Source organism: Streptomyces hilarionis, from assembly GCF_024539675.1.
In the GTDB taxonomy this organism is placed as follows: domain Bacteria; phylum Actinomycetota; class Actinomycetes; order Streptomycetales; family Streptomycetaceae; genus Streptomyces; species Streptomyces hilarionis.
On the sequence record NZ_JAHHIT010000002.1, the window covers coordinates 74736 to 94295 of the forward strand.

Consider the following 19560-nt stretch of genomic DNA (forward strand, 5'->3'; position numbering starts at 1 on the left):
CGCCCGATGTCCGCTCCGTGAGGGGTTCGGGTAGCTTCGAGGTATGAAGGCCGTGCTCTCGACCCGTCGGGCCCGAGGCTTCGCCGGACCCCTGCTCGCGCTGGTGCTCGTCGCCCTCACGGTGTGGACCGTGTGGGGGGCGGGCGCCCCGCGGGCGGCCGCCGCCACGGGCGTCTCCACGATCGCCGACGCGCTGCGCCGCGATCCGGTCTACGTCGACCCCGCGGCGGCCGCGCAGTTGTCGCCGGCGGACGCGCGCGCCCTGGAGCGGCAGATCGAGGACGCCGACAAACCGCTGTTCATCGCCGTCCTGCCGGCCGGCTACCCCACGGCCGGCCTCTTCAGCGACCTGCGCACCGCGACCGGGGTCACCGGCCTGTACGCCGTCCGCCTCGGCGACCGCTTCGACGCCCGCGCCGACTCCTCGGTCCTGCCGCGGACGGCCGTGCGCAACCTGGTGGGCAGCGTCGACGGAGCGAGCGACGCGAAGACCCAGCTGAGCGACTTCACCGACCGCGCCCTGACCCGCATGGGCGGTTCCGCCCCCGCGAGCTGGGGCGCCCCGGGCGGCGGCGGGGGGATCTCCTCCTCCGCGCTGATCGTGGCGGGCGCGGTGCTCGCGGCCGGCGGGGCGGGCGCGTACACCCTGGTGCGGCGGAGCCGCCGGCGCCGGGCCGAGGAGCAGCGGGCCGCGCTCGAGCGGCTGCGGGTCGTCGTGGACGAGGACATCACGGCCTTCGGCGAGGAACTCGACCGTCTCGACTTCCATCCGGCCGAGGCGGGCGCCGACGACGCCATGCGCGCCGACTACGAACGCGCCCTGGACGCCTACGAGCAGGCGAAGACGGCCATGGCCGCGGCCGCCCGACCCGAGGACGTGCGGGCCGTCACCGGGGCGCTGGAGGACGGCCGGTTCTCCCTGGCGTCCCTGGCCGCCCGCCGCGAGGGCGGACCGCTGCCCGAGCGCCGTCCGCCCTGCTTCTTCGATCCCCGCCACGGCCCCTCGGTCGCCGACGCCGCCTGGACGCCGCCGGGCGGCGCCACCCGCGAGGTGCCGGTCTGCGCGGCGGACGCGACCCGGCTGGCCGACGGCCGCGACCCGGTGATCCGCGAGGTCGACAGCGACTACGGCCGCCGCCCGTACTGGGAGGCCGGTCCCGCCTACGGCCCCTGGGCCGGCGGCTACTTCGGCGGGGGCATCCTGCCCGGCCTCCTCGTCGGCACGATGCTCGGCTCGATGATGGCCGCCCCCTCCTACGCGGCCGGCTACGGCGCCGGCTACGGGGACTTCGGCGGCGGCGACTTCGGCGGGGGGTTCTGAGCGCGGCGGCGCGCACGGGCCCCAGTGCCGGGTCCCGCGTACGAGCGGTGGTACGGGTACGGGCCCGGCGTGGTGGGGCGCCGGGCCCGTGGACCCCGTGTGGGGGGTGTGGGGAGAAGGGCCCGGTCGGCGAGGACCCGCCGGGCCCGCCGGTGCCCGGGTCAGAGCGAGGCGGCCGCCGAGGCGATGGCGGAGGCGAAGGTGGACACCTCGGAGTAGACGCCGGGGGCGTTGGCCCGGGCGCAGCCGATGCCCCAGCTCACGATGCCGACCTGGATCCAGGCGCCCGCGTCGTCCCGGCGGAACATCGGGCCGCCCGAGTCGCCCTGGCAGGTGTCGGTGCCCCCGGCCGCGTACCCGGCGCAGATCTCGTCGCTCGCCACGAGGCCGCTGTAGCCGCTGTAGGAGCGGCAGGTCGCGTCGCTGACGAACGGCACGGCGGCCTTGAGCAGGTAGCGCTGCTGGGAGCCGCCCTCGGTCGCGGCGCCCCACCCGGCGATGGTGAAGGTCCCGGTGTTGTACTGCGCGGTGGTGGCGATCTTCAGGGTCGCCTGGGTGGTGATCGGCGAGGCGAGCTTGATGAGCGCCCAGTCCTTGCCGTTGCCGTTGTAGCCGGGGGCGCGGTAGACGTAGGTGGACCTGACCTGGACCCGGCCGCCGGTGGACTGGAGGTCCACGACGCCGGCGGTGGCGGTGATGCCCGTGTTGGCGCCGGTCCTGCCGACGCAGTGGGCGGCGGTGAGCACGATCTGCTGGGTGTAGAGCGCGCCGCCGCAGCCCATGGAGAGGCGGACCATGAACGGGAACTCGCCCTGCGCGGCGCGGGTTCCGCCGACGACGGGCGAGGGGGCCGCCTGCGCGGGCGAGACGGGCTGGAGGCCGGCCATCGCCAGCGCGGCCGCGCCGACGACGGCGCATCTTCTGAGTGCCGTGAGGAGCTTCTTCAAGGTGCTGCCCTCCGTGGGGGGTTGCCCTTCCGTGGCGTGCGGGTCTTAGCGTGCGCATGTCAATGGGGTGCGCACGCGTAAAGATTCGCCCATCCTCCTGACATGGTCAGGTCAAAACCATGGCTGGATTATGCGAACCCGGCCGCCCCGCGCACAAGGGGCCGATCCGGCCAGCCGCGGGCGGGGCCCGAGCGTCAGGAAGAAGCCGGACGGCGATGTCGAGAACCCGCGTCCGGCTCCGTCCCCGGGGCGAACGCGGCCACAATGGGCCGCAACCGCACCGAGGAGAACCGCCATGGCCAAATACCTGCTACTCAAGCACTACCGAGGCGCCCCGGCCCCGACGAACGACGTCCCCATGGACCAGTGGACCCCGCAGGAGATCTCGGCCCACGTGCGGTACATGAACGACTTCGCGGCCCGCCTCGAACGCACCGGCGAGTTCGTCGACAGCCAGGCGCTCGCGCCCGAGGGCACCTTCGTGCGCTACGACGGAGAGGGCCGGCCGCCGGTCACCGACGGACCCTTCGCCGAGACCAAGGACCTCATCGCGGGCTGGACGATCGTCGACGTCGACAGCCACGAGCGGGCCCTGGAACTGGCCGGCGAGCTGTCGGCCGCTCCCGGGGCCGGCGGCAGGCCGATCCACGAATGGCTCGAGGTGCGCCCGCTCATGGGCGAGCACTGCACCGTCACGGAGTGAGCGCCCCGATGGACGAGGCCCTGCTGCGCAGCCTCATGCCGAGCGTGCTCACCGTCCTCGTCCGCCGCGGAGCCGACTTCGCGGCGGCCGAGGACGCCGTGCAGGACGCGCTCCTCGAGGCGCTGCGCGTGTGGCCGGACGACCCTCCGCGCGACCCCAAGGGCTGGCTGGTCACCGTGGCCTGGCGCCGGTTCCTCGACGCGAGACGCGCGGACACCGCCCGCCGCCGGCGTGAGGACCGCGTCGACGAGGAGCCGGTCCCCGGCCCCCCGCCCGCCGCGGACGACACGCTCCAGCTCTACTTCCTGTGCGCCCACCCCTCGCTCACGCCGTCGTCCGCCGTCGCGCTCACCCTGCGCGCCGTCGGCGGGCTCACCACCCGTCAGATCGCCCAGGCCTACCTGGTGCCGGAGGCGACCATGGCGCAGCGCATCAGCCGGGCCAAGCGCACCGTCTCCGACGTGCGGTTCGACCAGCCCGGCGACGTCGCCACCGTGCTGCGCGTCCTGTACCTGGTGTTCAACGAGGGCTACTCCGGCGACGTGGACCTCGCCGCCGAGGCCATCCGGCTCACCCGGCAGCTCGCGGCCGCCGTCGACCATCCCGAGGCGGCGGGGCTGCTCGCCCTCATGCTGCTCCACCACGCCCGGCGCCCCGCCCGGACCGCGCCGGACGGCAGCCTGGTGCCGCTCGCCGAACAGGACCGCGGCCGGTGGGACACCGCGGCGATCGCGCAGGGCGTGGCGATCCTCCAGAGAGCGCTGGCCCGCGACCGGCTGGGCGAGTTCCAGGCCCAGGCCGCCGTCGCCGCGCTGCACGCCGACGCGCCCAGCGCCGAGGAGACCGACTGGGTGCAGATCGTCGAGTGGTACGACGAGCTCGTGGCCCTGACCGACAACCCGGTCGTCCGGCTGAACCGGGCGGTCGCCGTGGGGGAGGCCGACGGACCCCGTGCGGGTCTGGCCGCGCTCGCGGCGCTGGACGCCTCGCTGCCCCGCCACACCGCCGTCGCGGCCTACCTCCACGAGCGCGACGGCGACCCGGTGACGGCGGCGCGACTGTACGCCGAGGCGGCCCACCAGGCGCGCGACCTGGCCGAGCGCGACCACCTGACCCGCCAGGCCGCCCGCCTCAACGCCCGCCGCCGCGGCTGACGGGTCGCGCGCGGCCCGTCAGCCGCCGTCGGGGCGCCCACCGCCCCGGGAGCCGCGCCGTCAGTCCTGGGCGGCGGCCTTGGCGAAGCCGACCAGGGCCTCGAAGTCGATCGCCCCCGGGTCCCCGTGGTCGTTCTCGGGCACGTGCATATGGCCGCACACGCCCTTGAACCCGTTCCACCGCGCGTTGCTCATCCGCTGCCCGCCCCCGTTGCCCGCGGACTTCGGGTACGCGGGCCACAGCGCCGGTCCGCGCAGCGGCACGTCGTGGTGGATGTGCATCCAGGCCAGGTACTGGGCGACGGCGCGCAGCGCCCACTCCGGGGCCTTGGGCCAGTAGACGTGGGCCTGGCCGTGGGTGTTCCACTTGGTGTGCAGCGCGGGGTCGCAGGTGCCGACGAGCTCCACCTGGCAGACGTTGAGCGTGTTCGTCTCGACGCCCCCGCGCCGGTTGGCCAGCGCGCGCGAGGACACGTCGATCTCGAAGTGCTGGTACCACTTGAGCCGCTTGGCGGCGAGGTCGGGCACCGCCGTCAGGTTGGGCGCGACCGAGCCGCCCTGGTAGTCGGGCAGCGAGCGGCCCTCCGTGGTGTGCAGGACGACGACGTTGACCTCCATGCGGTCACCGCCGAAGTCGTCCTGGTACCAGTGCTCGCGGTTGGCGCCGGGATAGTACTGGGGTCCGGTCTTGATGCTCATGGTTCGCGACTGTGACACAGGACACACCAAGAGGCCGGAAGCTCTTCGCTTCCGGCCCCTTTCTGCCGGTATTAGCCGTATTCGGCCCCACGCTTACGCGTTCTTGATCGCCGAGATGTCGAAGTTCAGCTTGATCTTGTCGGAGACCAGGACGCCGCCCGTCTCCAGCGCCGCGTTCCAGGTCAGACCCCAGTCGGAGCGCAGGATCTCGGCCTTGCCCTCGAAGCCCACGCGCTCGTTGCCGAACGGGTCCTTGGCGGAGCCGTTGAACTCCAGGTCGATGGTGAGCGGCTTGGTCACGCCGAGGATGCTCAGCTCGCCGGAGACGCGGTAGTCGTCGCCGCCCAGGGCCTCGGCGGACGTGGAGCGGAACGTCATCGCCGGGAACTCGTCGGTCCGGAAGAAGTCCGCGCTCTTGAGGTGGCCGTCGCGGTCGGCCGACCCGGTGTCGATGCTGTCCATCGTGACGTCGATGGTGGCGGTCGACCGGGACGGGTCGGCGCCGTCCAGCTGCAACGCGCCGGTGAAGTCGGTGAACTTGCCCTTGACGTTGGTGACCATGGCGTGGCGAGCGGTGAAGCCGATCGTCGAGTGCGCCGGGTCGATCGTGTACGCGCCGGTCAGGGCGGCGAGCTCGGGGTTCACCGTGGCGGCGGTGGTCGCGGTCGCGGTGGCGGTCTCGTCGGTGTTCTTGCGGCCGAAGATGCCCATGACGTGCTCCTTGGGGACGGAGGAGGTCGAAGATGTTTAACCTTCAACGAGCTGATGGGTACGACAGTAGTCCCATTCCGTTCAACTTTCAACTTAATCGGGGAAGGGATTTTCCGGGCGACTCCCGCACCCCCCGTCGCGACCGCCGGGCGCGGGGCGGCCGCCGTCCGGCGCTGCCGGTTCACCCCGTGGAGGGCAGGCGCGGGGCGAAATATGAGCCGGGTCTCCCCTGCCCAGTTTGTGCGACACCTACAACCCCCGGGCCCTCTGAGCAGTCGGAACGGCTGCGTGCCGACCCGGTTCTGTTCGGTGGTACCAGGAAAACGCTCCGAGGACTGTACGGAGTCGACGTCACTCTTTCCTTGGCGGGCTTCGTAAGGTCGCTACATGACCGTTTTGGAAGAGACGACCGGCGAGCCCACCTCGGAGTCCTCGGAGCCCACGGACGCGCGTGGGCGCGTGGCGGAGCTGCACGGTATCCGGGCGCAGGCGCTGGCCGGTCCGAGCGAGAAGGCGACCCTGGCGCAGCATGCCAAGGGCAAGCTGACCGCTCGGGAGCGGATCGAGCTGCTGGTGGACCCGGGCTCCTTCCAGGAGGTCGAGCAGTTGCGGCGGCACCGGGCGAGCGGGTTCGGGCTGGAGGCCAAGAAGCCGTACACGGACGGGGTCGTCACGGGGTGGGGGACGGTGGAGGGCCGTACGGTCTTCGTCTACGCCCATGACTTCCGCATCTTCGGCGGTGCGCTGGGCGAGGCCCACGCGACGAAGATCCACAAGATCATGGACATGGCCATCGCGGCGGGGGCGCCGCTGGTCTCGCTCAACGACGGTGCGGGGGCGCGTATTCAGGAGGGCGTCTCGGCGCTCGCCGGTTACGGCGGCATCTTCCAGCGCAACACCCGGGCGTCCGGGGTGATCCCGCAGATCTCGGTGATGCTGGGCCCGTGTGCGGGCGGCGCGGCCTACAGCCCCGCCCTGACCGACTTCGTGTTCATGGTCCGCGAGACCTCGCAGATGTTCATCACCGGGCCCGACGTCGTCAAGGCCGTCACCGGCGAGGAGATCACCCAGAACGGCCTGGGCGGCGCGGACGTGCACGCCGAGACCTCCGGCGTGTGCCACTTCGCCTACGACGACGAGGAGACCTGCATCGCCGAGGTCCGCTACCTGCTGTCCCTCCTCCCGCAGAACAACCGGGAGAACCCGCCGCGCGTCGAGTCCTCCGACCCGGCCGAGCGGCGTGGCGACGTCCTGCTGGACCTGGTCCCCGCGGACGGCAACCGGCCCTACGACATGACCCGGGTCATCGAGGAGATCGTCGACGACGGCGAGTACCTCGAGGTCCACGAGCGCTGGGCCCGCAACATCATCTGCGCCCTCGCCCGCGTCGGCGGCCAGGTCGTCGGCATCGTGGCCAACCAGCCCCAGACCCTCGCCGGCGTCCTGGACATCGAGGCCAGCGAGAAGGCCGCCCGTTTCGTGCAAATGTGCGACGCCTTCAACATCCCGATCATCACTCTTCTGGACGTGCCCGGCTTCCTGCCCGGCGTCGACCAGGAGCACGGTGGAATCATCCGCCACGGCGCGAAGCTGCTGTACGCCTACTGCAACGCGACCGTGCCCCGGATCTCGCTGATCCTGCGCAAGGCCTACGGAGGTGCCTACATCGTCATGGACAGCCAGTCCATCGGGGCCGACCTCACCTACGCCTGGCCGACGAACGAGATCGCCGTCATGGGCGCCGAGGGCGCCGCGAACGTCATCTTCCGCCGTCAGATCGCCGAGGCAGAAGACCCCGAGGCCATGCGGGCCCGCATGGTCAAGGAGTACAAGTCCGAGCTGATGCACCCGTACTACGCGGCCGAGCGCGGCCTGGTCGACGACGTCATCGACCCCGCCGAGACCCGCGAGGTCCTCATCAGGTCCCTGGCCATGCTCCAGTCCAAGCACGCGGACCTGCCCTCGCGCAAGCACGGCAACCCCCCGCAGTAACCCGACGGACCCCACGGGTAACCCGGCGGATCCCCTGCGGAAACCTCATCCACGGAGACTGACACCCATGAACGCTCCCGACATCCGCGTCGAGAAGGGCCATGCCGAGCCCGAGGAAGTCGCCGCCATCACGGCGATCCTCCTGGCCCGGGCGGCCGCCCGTCCCTCCGAGACCACCGCGCACCGCTCCCGTCCCCGGGCCGGCTGGCGCCGCCTGGAACGCGAGGGCGGCTTCCGCGCCCCGCACAGCTGGCGCTGACCCCAGGTGTCAAGAAGGGCCCCTCTCCCGGAGAGGGGCCCTTCTGCATGCTCTGCGTGCGCTGCCGGCCGCCACGCCCCGAATGCGGACTGCCCCGGACGGCCGATGCCGTCCGGGGCAGCCGGGGCCGCGTGACCTTCTACCGCAGGCGCGCCATGAGCGCGTGCTCCACGAGCGTGATCAGAGCCGACTTCGCGTCCGCACGGTGGCGCGCGTCCGTCGTGATGATCGGGGTGTCCGGGCCGATCTGGAGCGCCTCGCGCACCTCGTCCGGGTTGTACGGCTGGTTGCCGTCGAAACCGTTCAACGCGATGACGAAGGGGAGGCCGCTGTTCTCGAAGTAGTCGACCGCGGGGAAGCAGTCGGCGAGACGGCGGGTGTCGACGAGCACGATCGCGCCGATGGCGCCGCGCACCAGGTCGTCCCACATGAACCAGAAACGGTCCTGGCCGGGCGTGCCGAAGAGGTAGAGGATCAGGTCCTGATCCAGGGTGATGCGGCCGAAGTCCATCGCGACCGTGGTGGTCGTCTTGTCCCCGGTGTGGGTGAGGTCGTCGATGCCCGCCGACGCGGACGTCATGACGGCCTCGGTGCGCAGCGGATTGATCTCCGAAACAGCCCCGACGAACGTGGTCTTGCCCACGCCGAAGCCGCCCGCCACCACGATCTTCGCGGAAGTGGTGGAGCGGGAGGGACCCCCGCTAGAGCTTGCGAAGTCCACTGAGCACCCTTTCGAGCAGTGTCACGTCTGGCTGGCCGCCGGCGCTCTCGTCGCCGCCGGGCTGATGGATGGCGACCAGTCCCGCCTCCGCCAAGTCGGCGACGAGGATCCTGGCCACGCCGAGGGGGATGGTCAGCAGCGCCGAGATCTCGGCGACCGACTTGATCTCTCGGCAGAGGTTGCAGATCCGCTGATGCTCGGGCAACTGGCCCTGCATCTGGTGCGGCTGCGCGGTGGTGTGCACCAGCGCCTCGATGGCGAGCTGGTATCGCGGGCGGGTCCGGCCACCGGTCATGGCGTACGGACGCACCAGCGGGTTGTTCGCCGCCCCGGCGGGAGCCGCCTCGGGGGTGCGGCGATGCGGCTGCACGGGCTGGATGCGCGGCGCCTGCGGCTGGTCGTACGGGGACGGCCCGGGACCCTGGGGGGCCTGGGGCGAGTACGGCCGCTGCTGGCTGGGCGCGGAGGGGAAGTTGTAACGGTTCGGGTTCTGGGAACCGTCGCCCTGGCCCTGGGCAGGGCCGTACGACCAGTTACCCGAATTGGAACCGCCTGGGGGTGTTGCCACTCTCTCTCCTCCTCCGACTGTGCCTGGCGCCCATCACGTGGAAGCCGCGTCCCGAAACCCTACGGCCTCGGGACGCCAAAACGCACCGTCCCGCTGTTAGTTGAGAAGGCTCCCTTGGAGCTCCGCACGAAGGTCGGGCGTCAGGACCGAGCCGGCCCGGTCCACCAGAAGGGCCATCTCGTACCCAATGAGGCCGATGTCCGCCTCCGGGTGTGCGAGCACCGCGAGCGAGGAACCGTCGGATACGGACATGATGAAGAGGAATCCCCGCTCCATCTCCACAACCGTCTGGTTCACGCTGCCTCCCTCGAAGATCCGGGAAGCGCCTGCCGTCAGGGACGTCAGGCCGGAGGCGACGGCCGCGAGCTGGTCGGCACGGTCACGGGGAAAGCCTTCGGACATCGCCAGAAGGAGTCCGTCGGCGGAGACCACCACCGTGTGGGACACCCCCGGGGTGTTGTCCACGAAGTTGGTGATCAACCAGTTCAGGTTCTGTGCCGCCTGGCTCATCGGGCTCACACTAACGCTCCTGGTTGTAGGTGCTGTCAGAACCGAAGCCCTGACCGTTCGTTTCACTGCTGCCTGCGTTGCGTCCGCGCTGGACGCCCCGACGCAGGTTGCTCAACCTGCCTCGGACGTCCTCCGGGGCGCGGGAGACCTGTGGGCCGCCCTGGGGGGTGTTCTCGGCGGCGCCCTCGACCAGGTTGGCCTTGGGAACCCGCCGCGGCAGACCGGAAGAGGTGACTCCGCCCGCCTTCGGCCTCTTCAGAGCGGAGGCCTGGTGCCAGCGCTCGTCGTTGGCCGACCGCCAGACGTCGCTGCCGCCGCCGTTCTCGGAGGAGGTGGCCGGCGCTTCCTGCTGCTTGGCGGGCCGTGTGCCGTTCGCGCCGCTTGCGGTGGATCCGCGGCGAGGCAGACCGGCTTCGGTCAGCGCGTGGGGGGCCGAGGAGGCCGGTCCCGGACGGTCGAAGCCTACGCGGTTCTGTTCACCCGCGTCAGCGGCCTGCACGGATTCCGCTTCCGGAGCGTACTGGTCCGGGTAGCCGTTCTGGTAACCGTTCGTCCCACCGTTCTGCTGCGGCCAGTCGTCCTGGTAGGACTGCTGCTCCTCGTAGGGCTGGAAGCCCTCGGAGGCGCCGGCGGACGGCGTCGGACGCTCTTCACGGACCGGCTGGGCGGGCTCCGCATACGCGGGGTCCGGGTAACCGCCGTTCGACGCGAAGGCGTCGTTCTGCGGCAGGGCGCCGTTGGTGGAGAACGTGTCGTTCTGCGGCAGGCCGCCGTTCTGACCGAAGTACTGGTCGTCGTACGCCGGGCGCTGCTGCTCCTCGTACGCCGTCTGCTGGTCGAACGACCCGGGCAGGTCGGCATAGCCGGTGGCATGGGCGTCGTAGCCGCCCCGGGCGCCGTTCGACGCGGGGTCGTAGCCGTTGTGCCCGGCGTCGTACTCCGACCGCTGGGGGGCGTCGAAGCCCTCGCCGTACGAGGCGGCCTCGGTCGGCTGCTGCTGCCCGCGCTGTCCGTTCTGCCCCGGCTGCTGCTGCCCGGGCTGACCGGCCTGCTGCTGCTGGGCCTGCTGCTCCTGCTGGGCCTGCTGTTCGGCAGGCGTCTCCAGCGCCGCACGCCGTTCCTCGCGCAGCAGGGAGCGGCCCACCGGGTCCAGCTCGCGGATGTCGTCGGGGACCTCGTAGCGGCTGTCGTCGAAGCCGAGCTCCGCGGCGGTGCGCATCGGCAGGCCGGTGTTGAAGTCCTCGCCGCCGAAGTTCTGCTGCTGCTGCTGTTCGGGGATGATCTGCGAGACCGTGAAGTCGTCGCGCGACTGCTGCTGTTCGCCGCCGCCGCCGTGGGTGATGGCGTCCGGCAGCATGACCAGCGAGGTCGTGCCGGCCTGCTCGCCCGAGGGACGCAGCTGGACGCGGATGCCGTGCCGGTCGGACAGCCGGCCGACCACGAACAGGCCCATGCGCTGGGAGATCGCGGCGTCCACGGTCGGCGGGTTGGCCAGCTTGTGGTTGATGTCCGCGAAGTCCTCGGCGGTCAGGCCGATGCCCTTGTCGTGGATCTCGATCATGACCCGGCCGTCGGGGAGACGGGTGGCGGTCACGCGGACCTTGGTCTGCGGGGAGGAGAACGTGGTGGCGTTCTCCAGCAGCTCGGCGAGCAGGTGCACGAGGTCGGTCACGGCGCGGCCGTGGATCTCGGCCTCCGGGACGCCCGACAGCTCGATGCGCTCGTACTGCTCCACCTCGGAGGAGGCGGCGCGCAGCACGTCGACCAGCGGAACCGGCTGGTCCCAGCGGCGGCCCGGCTCCTCGCCGGCGAGGACCAGCAGGTTCTCGCCGTTGCGGCGCATACGGGTGGCGAGGTGGTCCAGGCGGAAGAGGTTCTCCAGCTGGTCCGGGTCCGCCTCGTTGTTCTCCAGGTCGGTGATGAGGGTCAGCTGGCCCTCGATCAGGGACTGGTTGCGGCGCGAGAGGTTGGTGAAGATCGCGTTGATGTTGCCACGCAGCAGCGCCTGCTCGGCGGCGAGCCGGACGGCCTCGCGGTGGACCTGGTCGAAGGCGCGGGCGACTTCGCCGATCTCGTCCGTGGTGGTGATCGGGATGGCCTGGACGCGGGTGTCCACGCGCCCGGGGTCGGTGCGCGAGAGCTGGTCGACCAGCATCGGCAGGCGCTGTTCGGCGATGCCGAAGGCCGCGTTGCGCAGCTGGCGCATCGCGCGGCTCATCTGACGGGCCACGGCGCCGGCGAGGATGAACGCGAGGAGCAGGGCGACGACGACGGCCGCGCCGGTGATGATCGCGGACGTCTTGGCGTCAGCGGCGATGTCCGAGGCCTCGGTCACGGCCTTGTCGGCCATGTCCGACTCGATCTGCCGGTAGGCGTCGTACTTCAGCGTCGTGACCGCCCACCAGTTCTCCTTGCTGATGCCCTTCTCGGCGAGACCGGCGCGCTCGGCGCCCGACTTGGTCTCCATCGTCGAGATCGCGCCGACCATCGTGGTCGGGTCGGACGGCGGCGGAACGTAGTCCGGGTCCTTCTGCTTCTGCTCGGCGGCCAGCGCGGCGCCGTCGCTCTTGATCTTCGCGGTGGCGTCCTCGAGCCGCTTGGCGTCCGCCTCGGTGCCGCCGCCGATGTACTCCTCGACGGCGATGCCCTCGAGGTAGGCGTACGAGGAGAGGGAGACCTTCTGCTTGGCGAAGTCGGTGTCCTGCGGGCCCGGCTTGATCAGCAGGTGCATGCCGATCGAACGCTCCAGGGAGAGCGCGGCCTTGGTCAGCGAGATGGCGTAGACGGTACGGCCGTAGGAGGTGATGTTTCCGGTGCCCAGGCCGAGCTCGTTGGAGAACTCCATCAGCGGGTGCGCGACCTGGGTGTATCCCTCTTCGGTCTGCACGCCGGTGAGCTTGGAGCTGTAGGCGGCCGCGCGCAGCGCGGGCAGCTTGGTCTCGGTGACGCGGAACAGCTTGAGCCTGCGCTCCAGGCCGGGCTTGGACGGCATGTCCTGTGCGGCGGCGTCGAAGGCGTCGGCGGCGTCGTCGGTGGCCTTGCGGGACGACGTGACCGTGGCGTCGTCCTTCTTGCCGGCCAGCAGGGGCGCGGCGGAGACGTCGCGTTCCTTGTAGAGGGCGTCGCCGTAGCTCAGCGCGGCCCGCACCAGGCGCGCGGTGTTCTCCGCGTCCTCGGCCTCCTGCCAGGTGTCGATCGAGCTCTTCACCTGGAAGCCGCCCATGACCAGGCCGACCACCACGGGTATGAGCAGGATCGCGTTCAGCCGGGTCGGTACCCGCCAGTTGCGCGGGGAGAGACGGCCGCCGCTCTTCGCGGGCGCGGCCGTCGGCTCCGAGCCGGGCGCAGGGGCGGTCGCCGCTCCGCGCGGCGGCGGGGTGAAGTTGCCCCGCGCCGCCGGCTCGGGACTTTTCTTGCTTCGCCTCACTCGACCAACAACCTCTCGGCGGTCGGCACCTTCGTCGTGCCGCAGTGTCTCAGAGCCCGGTCAGCCATCGACCATGAGTACGTCATTGACTATTGGGCAGTTCAGGCATTCCAGCACGACGACCAGTCCTCTTCCAAACATGGGAAAGAATGGGTTCGGCGTGATGTAAACCCCAGATAAAACGGTCAAAAAGAACGAGCCCCGCCAAAAGACGGGGCCTTCGTGCGCACAGTGAGACCGAGCGACCGCGACGCGTGGCGGTTCCCGTCGATTCCTCTGCCGAAACGTTATGAACACCGGAGCCGGCCGTGTCAAAGGCCACAGCCGGCTCCGAAGCGTCTACGACAACCGCCGTAGAGGCCGATGTTGTGGAAAGTTACCGCAGTCGTGCCATGAGCGCGTGCTCGACCAGCGTGATCAGTGCGCTCTTGGCGTCCGAGCGGTGCCGGGCGTCCGTCGTGATGATCGGGGTGTCCGGGCCGATCTGGAGCGCCTCGCGCACCTCTTCGGGCTGGTAGGGCTGCTGACCGTCGAAGCCGTTGAGGGCCACGACGAACGGCAGGCCGCTGTTCTCGAAGTAGTCGACCGCCGGGAAGCAGTCGGCCAGCCGCCGCGTGTCCACCAGCACCACGGCGCCGATCGCGCCGCGCACCAGGTCGTCCCACATGAACCAGAAACGGTCCTGGCCGGGCGTGCCGAACAGGTAGAGGATCAGGTCCTGGTCGAGCGTGATGCGGCCGAAGTCCATGGCCACCGTGGTGGTGGTCTTGTCCCCGGTGTGGGTGAGGTCGTCGATGCCCGCGCTCGCGGACGTCATGACGGCCTCCGTGCGCAGCGGGTTGATCTCGGAGACGGCGCCCACGAACGTGGTCTTGCCCACGCCGAAGCCGCCCGCCACCACGATCTTCGCGGAGGTGGTGGCCCGCCCTCCGTCAGAGCTTGCGAAGTCCACTGAGCACCCTTTCGAGCAGCGTCACGTCAGGTGCGCCGCCGTTGTTCTCGTCGCCGCCCGGCTGGTGGATGGCCACCAGGCCGGCCTCGGCGAGGTCCGCGACGAGGATCCGAGCCACGCCCAGCGGCATGGCCAGCAGCGCCGACACCTCGGCGACCGACTTCACCTCACGGCACAGGTGGCAGATGCGCTGGTGCTCGGGAAGCAGCCCCATGAGCGCTGCCGGGTCGGCCGTGGTGCTGATCAGCGCCTCGATGGCGAGCTGATAGCGCGGCCGGGTCCGGCCACCGGTCATCGCGTACGGACGCACCAGCGGCTGGTCGCCCTCATCCCCGTACGGCTCCGCGTACGGGTCATGATGGGCGGTGGGCGGGGTCATGGATCCTCCGGGCGGGACAGCATTCTCGGATTGTCGTGCCGTCCGTCTGGGCCGGTGGGGGGATTGTGTCGGCCGGACGGTGATTTCGTGAGGCGGGTGGTACGCGGGCGGGTCAGTGGAGCAGACTGCCCTGGAGCTCGGCGCGCAGATCGGGCGTGAGGACCGCGCCCGCACGATCGACGAGGAGCGCCATCTCGTAACCGACGAGGCCGATGTCGCACTCGGGGTGCGCGAGCACGGCGAGCGACGAGCCGTCCGAGACGGACATGAGGAAGAGGAACCCTCGTTCCATCTCGACGACGGTCTGCGCCACGCTGCCGCCCTCGAAGATCCGGGACGCGCCGGCGGTCAGCGAGGTGAGTCCCGACGCGACGGCCGCCAGCTGGTCGGCACGGTCGCGCGGGAAGCCCTCGGACATCGCGAGCAGGAGCCCGTCGGCGGAGACCACGACGGTGTGGGACACCCCTGGGGTGTTGTCCACGAAGTTGGTGATCAACCAGTTCAGGTTCTGTGCTGCCTGGCTCATCTGGCTCAACTAACGCTCCTGCTGGTGAGTGGGGCTGGGGAAGCTGCCGGTCTGGGGGCCGTTGCCGGCCTGTCGACCCTGTGCGATGCCCCGACGGAGATTGGTCAGCCGGCCGCGTACGTCGTCAGGCGCACGCGAGACCTGCGGACCGCTTTGGTGCTGTTGCTGCTGAGCCGTGCCCGGGACGAGGTTCGCCCGCGGTACCCGGCGCGGCAGACCGGAGGTGGTGACGCCGCCCGCGGCCGGCTGCCTGACGCGCTCGGCCTGCCGGACGAGTTCGTCGTTCGGCGAGGTGCGCCAGGAAGCACTGGCGGCAGCGGGACGCTGGGGTGCGGCCGGAACCGGCTGCTGCTGTTGCGGCTGCTGAGGCTGCTGCGCCTCGGGAGCCGTGCCGCCCGCCTGCTGACCGTGGAACCAGTTGGTCTCCAGCGTGTCGTACAGGGGGGTGCGGCCATCGCCCGGGCCGGCCGGCGGCAGTGCCTCCGGCTGGGCCGGAGCACCGTAGCCGCCGGACTGCGGAGCGGCGTACCGGCCCGCGGCCGAGGGGTCCTGGCGGTCGGGCAGCGCGTGCTGCCCGGTGGCGGAGCCCTCGTAGCCGGGAGCGGCGAACTGGCCGGTGGAGCCGTTGTCGTAGGCCTGCGGGGCGAACTGGTTCGGGTTCGCCGGAGCGTTCTGCCCGTTCGGGGCGCCGAAGACGTCGGAGCGGGTGAAGCCGTTGCCGTCCGCACGACCGGTCGTGCCGGGCCGCTCGAACTGGCCGCCGTCCTGCCGACCGTTCGCACCGCCCGTGCCGTTCAGGCCGGGGCGCGGGAACTGGCCCGTGTCCTGCCGTCCGTCGTAGCCGCCCTGCGGGGCGGACACGGCCGGGAACTGGCCCGTGCCGTGCACGCCGTTCGCCACCGGACGGCCGAAGTCGGCGGGGCCCGCCGGGCCCTGGCGCTCGTCCGCCCGCGGGATGGCGGGTATCTCGGCGGTGGCGCCGGGACCCTGGCGGTCGTCGATGCGCGGCATGCGCGAGGTCTGCGCGACGTCCGGCTCCTCGTGGCCGCGCGGGGCGTCCAACGGGGTGCGCGGCACCGGCGGCTGGGCGTTCTCGTCGCCCCAGCTGGTGACGCGCGGCTGCGCGTTGCCGCCGGGCAGCTCGGCGCGCGGACCACCGCGCGGCGGCAGCTGCGGCTGACGGCCGCGGCCGCCCTGCTCGTTCTTGGCGCCCCGCTGCTGCGGCGGACGTCCACCGCCGAACATGTCCGTGCCCTGCGTCCCCGTGCCGGCGGCCTGCAGACCCTGCGGCGCGCCCGGCGCCTGGCCGCCGAAGCCGGCCGGAGCCGGCCGGCCCTGCTGGGGGGAGTGCCCGGGCTGCTGCGGTCCGCGCGGCGGCTGTCCGCCGGGACGGCCACCGCCGTCACGGCCGGGCAGCGCGGCCCGCGCGCCCTGGCCGCCGGCGAGCCGGCCGCCCCCGCCGGAACCGGCGCCGAGAGCGCCGCCGCCGTTCGGGGCGCCCGCGCCGAGCGCGCCGCCCTGCGAGCCGTTCTGGCGCCGCGCGGCGGCGACGCCCGCGGCGGCCTGCGCGGCGGCGGGGCCGCCCGCGGTACCGCCCTGGCCGGGCTTGGGCTGGGGCTTCTTGCCGCCCTGGGCGACGTCCACGGGCAGCATGACCAGCGCGGTCGTGCCGCCGGAGTCGGAGGGGCGCAGCTGGATGCGGATGCCGTGACGCTGCGACAGCCGGCCGACCACGAACAGACCCATGCGCCGGGAGACCGACACGTCCACGGTCGGCGGCGACGCGAGCCGCTCGTTGATCGCGGCGAGGTCCTCGGGGGACAGGCCGATGCCGGTGTCGTGGATCTCGATCAGCACCCGGCCGTCGGGCAGGGCGTGACCGGTGACCTTGACCTTCGTCTGCGGGGAGGAGAACGAGGTGGCGTTCTCCAGCAGCTCGGCGAGGAGGTGCACGAGGTCGTTGACGACCCGGCCGGCCACTTCGGTGGTCGGCACCGAGGAGAGCTCGATGCGCTCGTACTGCTCCACCTCGGAGGCGGCGGCGCGCAGGACGTCGACCAGCGGGACCGGTCGGGTCCAGCGCCGGCCGGGCTCCTCGCCCGCGAGGACGAGGAGGTTCTCGCCGTTACGGCGCATGCGGGTCGCGAGGTGGTCGAGCTTGAAGAGCGAGGACAGCTGGTCCGGGTCGGCCTCGCGGGACTCCAGTTCGGAGATGAGCGAGAGCTGACGCTGGATGAGGCCCTGGGAGCGACGCGAGAGGTTGGTGAACATCGCGTTGACGTTGCCCCGCAGCAGGGCCTGCTCGGCGGCGAGGCGGACCGCCTCGCGGTGCACGTCGTCGAAGGCCGCGGCCACCTGGCCGATCTCGTCCCGGGAGTGCACACCGACCGACTCCACGGACGTGTCGACGTCCTGCGGGTCGGACTCGGACAGCTGCTTGACCAGCTCGGGCAGCCGGTCCTGGGCGACCTTGGTGGCGGTCTCCTGGAGGCGGCGCAGCGAGCGGATCATGGACCGGGCGACGACGAACGCGCCGACCAGCGAGACGCCGAGCACGAGCAGGATGAGCGCACCGGAGATGATCGCCTCGCGCTCGGACGCGGAGCGCAGCTCACGCGCCTTCTGCTCCATGTCCTCGAGCAGCGTGTGCTCGATGTTGTTCATCTGCTTGATCTTGGTCGTGCTGTCGTCGATCCAGTCACGGTAGGAGCGCTTGTCCAGCGACTGAAGACCCGTGGCGGAGCCGAGCGCCCGGTCGGCGTAGGTGTTGGCCTCCTCGATGACCGGGTTGCCCTTGTCGATGGGCTGGAGCAGTTCGTCGGCGCCCTCGTTGCCGTAGATGCTGCGGAAACTCGAGAGCTCGGACTGCTGGTTGTCGAGCGCGGCCTGGCCGTACTGGCGGTCGTTCTCGGTAAGCTTGCCGGTGGTGGCGTTGCCCACGGGCAGCGCCGCCGCGAGCACGGCGCGCTGGACCGAGGCGTACTCCTGGGCCGCGGAGAAGGCGGCCAGGGCACGCGTGCGCTGGATCATCTCCGGGTTGCTCGTGGCCTGCGCCATGTCCTGGGACAGGTCGAGCAGGCTCGTGATCAGACGGTGGTAGGCCTCGACCGTCTGGGTGGAGTTGCCCGGCTCCGCGTAGGCGGTGGTGCGGATCTTGGCGAGGTTGCCGAGGTCGGCCAGCAGGCCGACGAGGCTGTCGCGGACGCCCTCGAGGTCGCCGTCCGCACTGGCGGTGTCGATCCCCTCGGAGGCGTCCTGGAAGGCGACCAGGGCCTTGTCGGTCTTCTGCCGGTAGCCCGTGACGCCGAAGTCGGTCCCCTTGCTGCCGTGCGACAGCGGGCCGGCCGAGTTGTCGCGCTCGTCCTGGAGCCGGTCGGCCAGCGTGGTCGCCTGCTTGGTCATGTCCGTCAGCAGTTTCATGTTGTCGAGCTGCTGGATGTCGTCCATGGACTGGTTGATGCGCACCGCGCCCAGCGTGGTGGCCGCGACCACCGGCAGGGTGAGCAGCGCCACCAGACGGGTGGAGATGCGCCAGTTGCGCAGCGCCACGCGCGAGCCGGGACCGGGGGGACCGGTCGGCGGCTTCGCCGTCGGGGTCGGGGGAGGAGAACTCGGCGACGCGGACGCGCCGGGGCGCCCGGGGCGCTCACCGCCGTCGCCGGACGCGGCCGGGCCCGGGTTCTGGGCGTGCTGGGGCGAGGAGCCGACTGCCATCGGGCCAGTCCCGCCGTGCGGCTCCGGCTCGGCCGAAGCGCTGCCATCCCTCTTGAAACGTCCCTGCACTAGCGTCGCAACCTCTGGACCAGGCGCCCTTCCGGATGAACGGAAGGACGGTGTCGGCGTGTGGAGGGGCGTCCTGAATTACGCCCCCCGAATGGTCGTGAGTACCGGCGCCGGCTCCCCCTGACCTTCGCCGCCACCGGGCGCTCTGACGCGCCCTTCGTGCGCCGGCTCGATCCCGCGGCGGTCCGAGGAATTCCAGCACAGTGCAGGATCTCCAACAAGGCCCGTTGGCCAGGCTGTGACATCCGTGACACGAAGTGAGGGTGACGTCACGGGATGTAGAAACCGATCCCACATAAGGCGGACATAAGAGGGCGAAGCCGCAGGGTGCAGCCGGTGTCCCAGTCGCCATGATCAGGAGCGGAATGGGGGCTTCAGGGGGTCAATGTCCGTTTCGTTGCAGTCGCTTGGGAAGCCGAATTGACCGTTTTACCCCTGGATTCGTGAGCAAACTCACACGGCGATCATGTGACCTTCACGCGTTCACCGGGATTCGCGTGTTTAGCCTGACGTTTTACAGGGATGGCAAATCCGACAAGCCGCGCCGAGGCGGAGGCCCTCGAAGGCCCCTTCGGCGCCCGGAGAAGACAGGGTCCAGTACACCAGTGAAGACGACGACGATGTTCCACAAGATCGCCAACCCGCGGCGCACGACGCTGGCCCACCTCGCGGGCGCCGACGAACTGCAGCTCCCCGTGCAGCCGGAGCACTCCGTCGACCTCCCGGCCCAGACCGCCAACCCCCGGCGCACCATCCTCATGGAGGTTCCGGTCGCGGCCTCCGTGGCGCAGTAGCCCCACCCGTCGCTCCACTCGATCCCCGTCGCTGTCCGTCGCCGCTCGTCGTGCGTCGCGCGCCGACGTCCGCCGATCTTCGTGGAGGGATACGGGCGTCGGCCGCCGAATGCT

Annotated in this window: 17 protein-coding genes; 6 read left to right on the forward strand and 11 right to left on the reverse strand. The window is 71.4% G+C overall.

What is annotated here, in order from left to right; all coding sequences use genetic code 11:
* Positions 1-43: 43 nt before the first annotated feature.
* Complete coding sequence (locus KMS84_RS00745; RefSeq protein WP_256914021.1) at positions 44-1321, forward strand: hypothetical protein; 1278 nt, start codon at positions 44-46, stop codon at positions 1319-1321.
* A 161-nt stretch (positions 1322-1482) separates the two neighbouring features.
* Here KMS84_RS00745 and KMS84_RS00750 read toward each other — a convergent pair whose 3' ends face one another.
* On the reverse strand, positions 1483-2268 hold the full coding sequence (locus tag KMS84_RS00750) for a S1 family peptidase (protein WP_256914022.1): 786 nt from the start codon (positions 2266-2268) through the stop codon (positions 1483-1485).
* Between the two features lie 295 nt (positions 2269-2563).
* On the opposite strand from KMS84_RS00750, the gene KMS84_RS00755 reads away from it, so the two are divergent.
* On the forward strand, positions 2564-2971 hold the full coding sequence (locus tag KMS84_RS00755; RefSeq protein WP_256914023.1) for a YciI family protein: 408 nt from the start codon (positions 2564-2566) through the stop codon (positions 2969-2971).
* Positions 2972-2979: 8 nt separating this feature from the next.
* Positions 2980-4125 (forward strand): RNA polymerase sigma factor, encoded by a 1146-nt coding sequence (locus KMS84_RS00760; RefSeq protein ID WP_256914107.1) that lies wholly within the window; start codon positions 2980-2982, stop codon positions 4123-4125.
* Positions 4126-4185: 60 nt separating this feature from the next.
* Here KMS84_RS00760 and KMS84_RS00765 read toward each other — a convergent pair whose 3' ends face one another.
* Both KMS84_RS00765 and KMS84_RS00770 read right to left on the reverse strand, forming a co-directional pair.
* Positions 4186-4824, reverse strand: a complete 639-nt coding sequence (locus KMS84_RS00765) for a hypothetical protein (protein WP_256914024.1) — start codon at positions 4822-4824, stop codon at positions 4186-4188.
* Positions 4825-4917: 93 nt separating this feature from the next.
* Positions 4918-5535 carry a YceI family protein gene (locus KMS84_RS00770; RefSeq protein WP_256914025.1) on the reverse strand — a complete coding sequence of 206 codons (618 nt, stop codon included), beginning with the start codon at positions 5533-5535 and terminating at the stop codon, positions 4918-4920.
* A 387-nt stretch (positions 5536-5922) separates the two neighbouring features.
* Here KMS84_RS00770 and KMS84_RS00775 point away from each other — a divergent pair, with 387 nt between their 5' ends.
* Together KMS84_RS00775 and KMS84_RS00780 are read left to right on the forward strand one after the other, a co-directional pair.
* On the forward strand, positions 5923-7527 hold the full coding sequence (locus KMS84_RS00775; protein WP_256914026.1) for an acyl-CoA carboxylase subunit beta: 1605 nt from the start codon (positions 5923-5925) through the stop codon (positions 7525-7527).
* Between the two features lie 67 nt (positions 7528-7594).
* Complete coding sequence (locus tag KMS84_RS00780; protein WP_256914027.1) at positions 7595-7786, forward strand: acyl-CoA carboxylase subunit epsilon; 192 nt, start codon at positions 7595-7597, stop codon at positions 7784-7786.
* Between the two features lie 139 nt (positions 7787-7925).
* Here KMS84_RS00780 and KMS84_RS00785 read toward each other — a convergent pair whose 3' ends face one another.
* The 8 genes from KMS84_RS00785 to KMS84_RS00820 all read right to left on the reverse strand — a co-directional run bounded on the left by KMS84_RS00785 (position 7926) and on the right by KMS84_RS00820 (position 18652).
* The gene (locus KMS84_RS00785) at positions 7926-8507 is read right to left on the reverse strand and encodes a GTP-binding protein (RefSeq protein ID WP_026248371.1); all 582 of its coding nucleotides are present in this window, start codon (positions 8505-8507) and stop codon (positions 7926-7928) included.
* Positions 8488-9075 carry a DUF742 domain-containing protein gene (locus KMS84_RS00790; protein WP_256914028.1) on the reverse strand — a complete coding sequence of 196 codons (588 nt, stop codon included), beginning with the start codon at positions 9073-9075 and terminating at the stop codon, positions 8488-8490. The genes KMS84_RS00785 and KMS84_RS00790 overlap by 20 nt, the downstream gene beginning before the upstream one ends.
* 96 nt (positions 9076-9171) lie before the next feature.
* A complete protein-coding gene (locus KMS84_RS00795) occupies positions 9172-9585 on the reverse strand; it encodes a roadblock/LC7 domain-containing protein (protein WP_037781109.1) in 414 nt (137 codons plus the stop codon).
* 10 nt (positions 9586-9595) lie between these two features.
* A complete protein-coding gene (locus KMS84_RS00800; RefSeq protein WP_256914029.1) occupies positions 9596-13012 on the reverse strand; it encodes a sensor histidine kinase in 3417 nt (1138 codons plus the stop codon).
* A gap of 376 nt (positions 13013-13388) precedes the next feature.
* On the reverse strand, positions 13389-13964 hold the full coding sequence (locus KMS84_RS00805) for a GTP-binding protein (protein ID WP_030793795.1): 576 nt from the start codon (positions 13962-13964) through the stop codon (positions 13389-13391).
* On the reverse strand, positions 13945-14343 hold the full coding sequence (locus KMS84_RS00810) for a DUF742 domain-containing protein (protein ID WP_009190816.1): 399 nt from the start codon (positions 14341-14343) through the stop codon (positions 13945-13947). Before KMS84_RS00810 ends, KMS84_RS00805 begins: the two co-directional genes overlap by 20 nt.
* A 112-nt stretch (positions 14344-14455) precedes the next feature.
* Positions 14456-14869 carry a roadblock/LC7 domain-containing protein gene (locus tag KMS84_RS00815; RefSeq protein ID WP_003993189.1) on the reverse strand — a complete coding sequence of 138 codons (414 nt, stop codon included), beginning with the start codon at positions 14867-14869 and terminating at the stop codon, positions 14456-14458.
* A gap of 9 nt (positions 14870-14878) precedes the next feature.
* Positions 14879-18652 (reverse strand): nitrate- and nitrite sensing domain-containing protein, encoded by a 3774-nt coding sequence (locus tag KMS84_RS00820; RefSeq protein ID WP_256914030.1) that lies wholly within the window; start codon positions 18650-18652, stop codon positions 14879-14881.
* A gap of 605 nt (positions 18653-19257) precedes the next feature.
* On the opposite strand from KMS84_RS00820, the gene KMS84_RS00825 reads away from it, so the two are divergent.
* Entirely contained in the window at positions 19258-19446 is a 189-nt protein-coding gene (locus KMS84_RS00825) for a hypothetical protein (RefSeq protein ID WP_256914111.1), read from the forward strand.
* Positions 19447-19560 lie beyond the last annotated feature (114 nt).

What these genes read in the sequence shown, in the direction of transcription:
- KMS84_RS00745 (WP_256914021.1), top strand. Translation starts at nt 44, where the DNA reads ATGAAGGCCGTGCTCTCGACCCGTCGGGCCCGAGGCTTCGCCGGACCC.
- KMS84_RS00755 (WP_256914023.1), top strand. Translation starts at nt 2,564, where the DNA reads ATGGCCAAATACCTGCTACTCAAGCACTACCGAGGCGCCCCGGCCCCG.
- KMS84_RS00760 (WP_256914107.1), top strand. Translation starts at nt 2,980, where the DNA reads ATGGACGAGGCCCTGCTGCGCAGCCTCATGCCGAGCGTGCTCACCGTC.
- KMS84_RS00765 (WP_256914024.1), bottom strand. Translation starts at nt 4,824, where the DNA reads ATGAGCATCAAGACCGGACCCCAGTACTATCCCGGCGCCAACCGCGAG.
- KMS84_RS00770 (WP_256914025.1), bottom strand. Translation starts at nt 5,535, where the DNA reads ATGGGCATCTTCGGCCGCAAGAACACCGACGAGACCGCCACCGCGACC.
- KMS84_RS00775 (WP_256914026.1), top strand. Translation starts at nt 5,923, where the DNA reads ATGACCGTTTTGGAAGAGACGACCGGCGAGCCCACCTCGGAGTCCTCG.
- KMS84_RS00780 (WP_256914027.1), top strand. Translation starts at nt 7,595, where the DNA reads ATGAACGCTCCCGACATCCGCGTCGAGAAGGGCCATGCCGAGCCCGAG.
- KMS84_RS00795 (WP_037781109.1), bottom strand. Translation starts at nt 9,585, where the DNA reads ATGAGCCAGGCGGCACAGAACCTGAACTGGTTGATCACCAACTTCGTG.
- KMS84_RS00810 (WP_009190816.1), bottom strand. Translation starts at nt 14,343, where the DNA reads ATGACCCCGCCCACCGCCCATCATGACCCGTACGCGGAGCCGTACGGG.
- KMS84_RS00815 (WP_003993189.1), bottom strand. Translation starts at nt 14,869, where the DNA reads ATGAGCCAGGCAGCACAGAACCTGAACTGGTTGATCACCAACTTCGTG.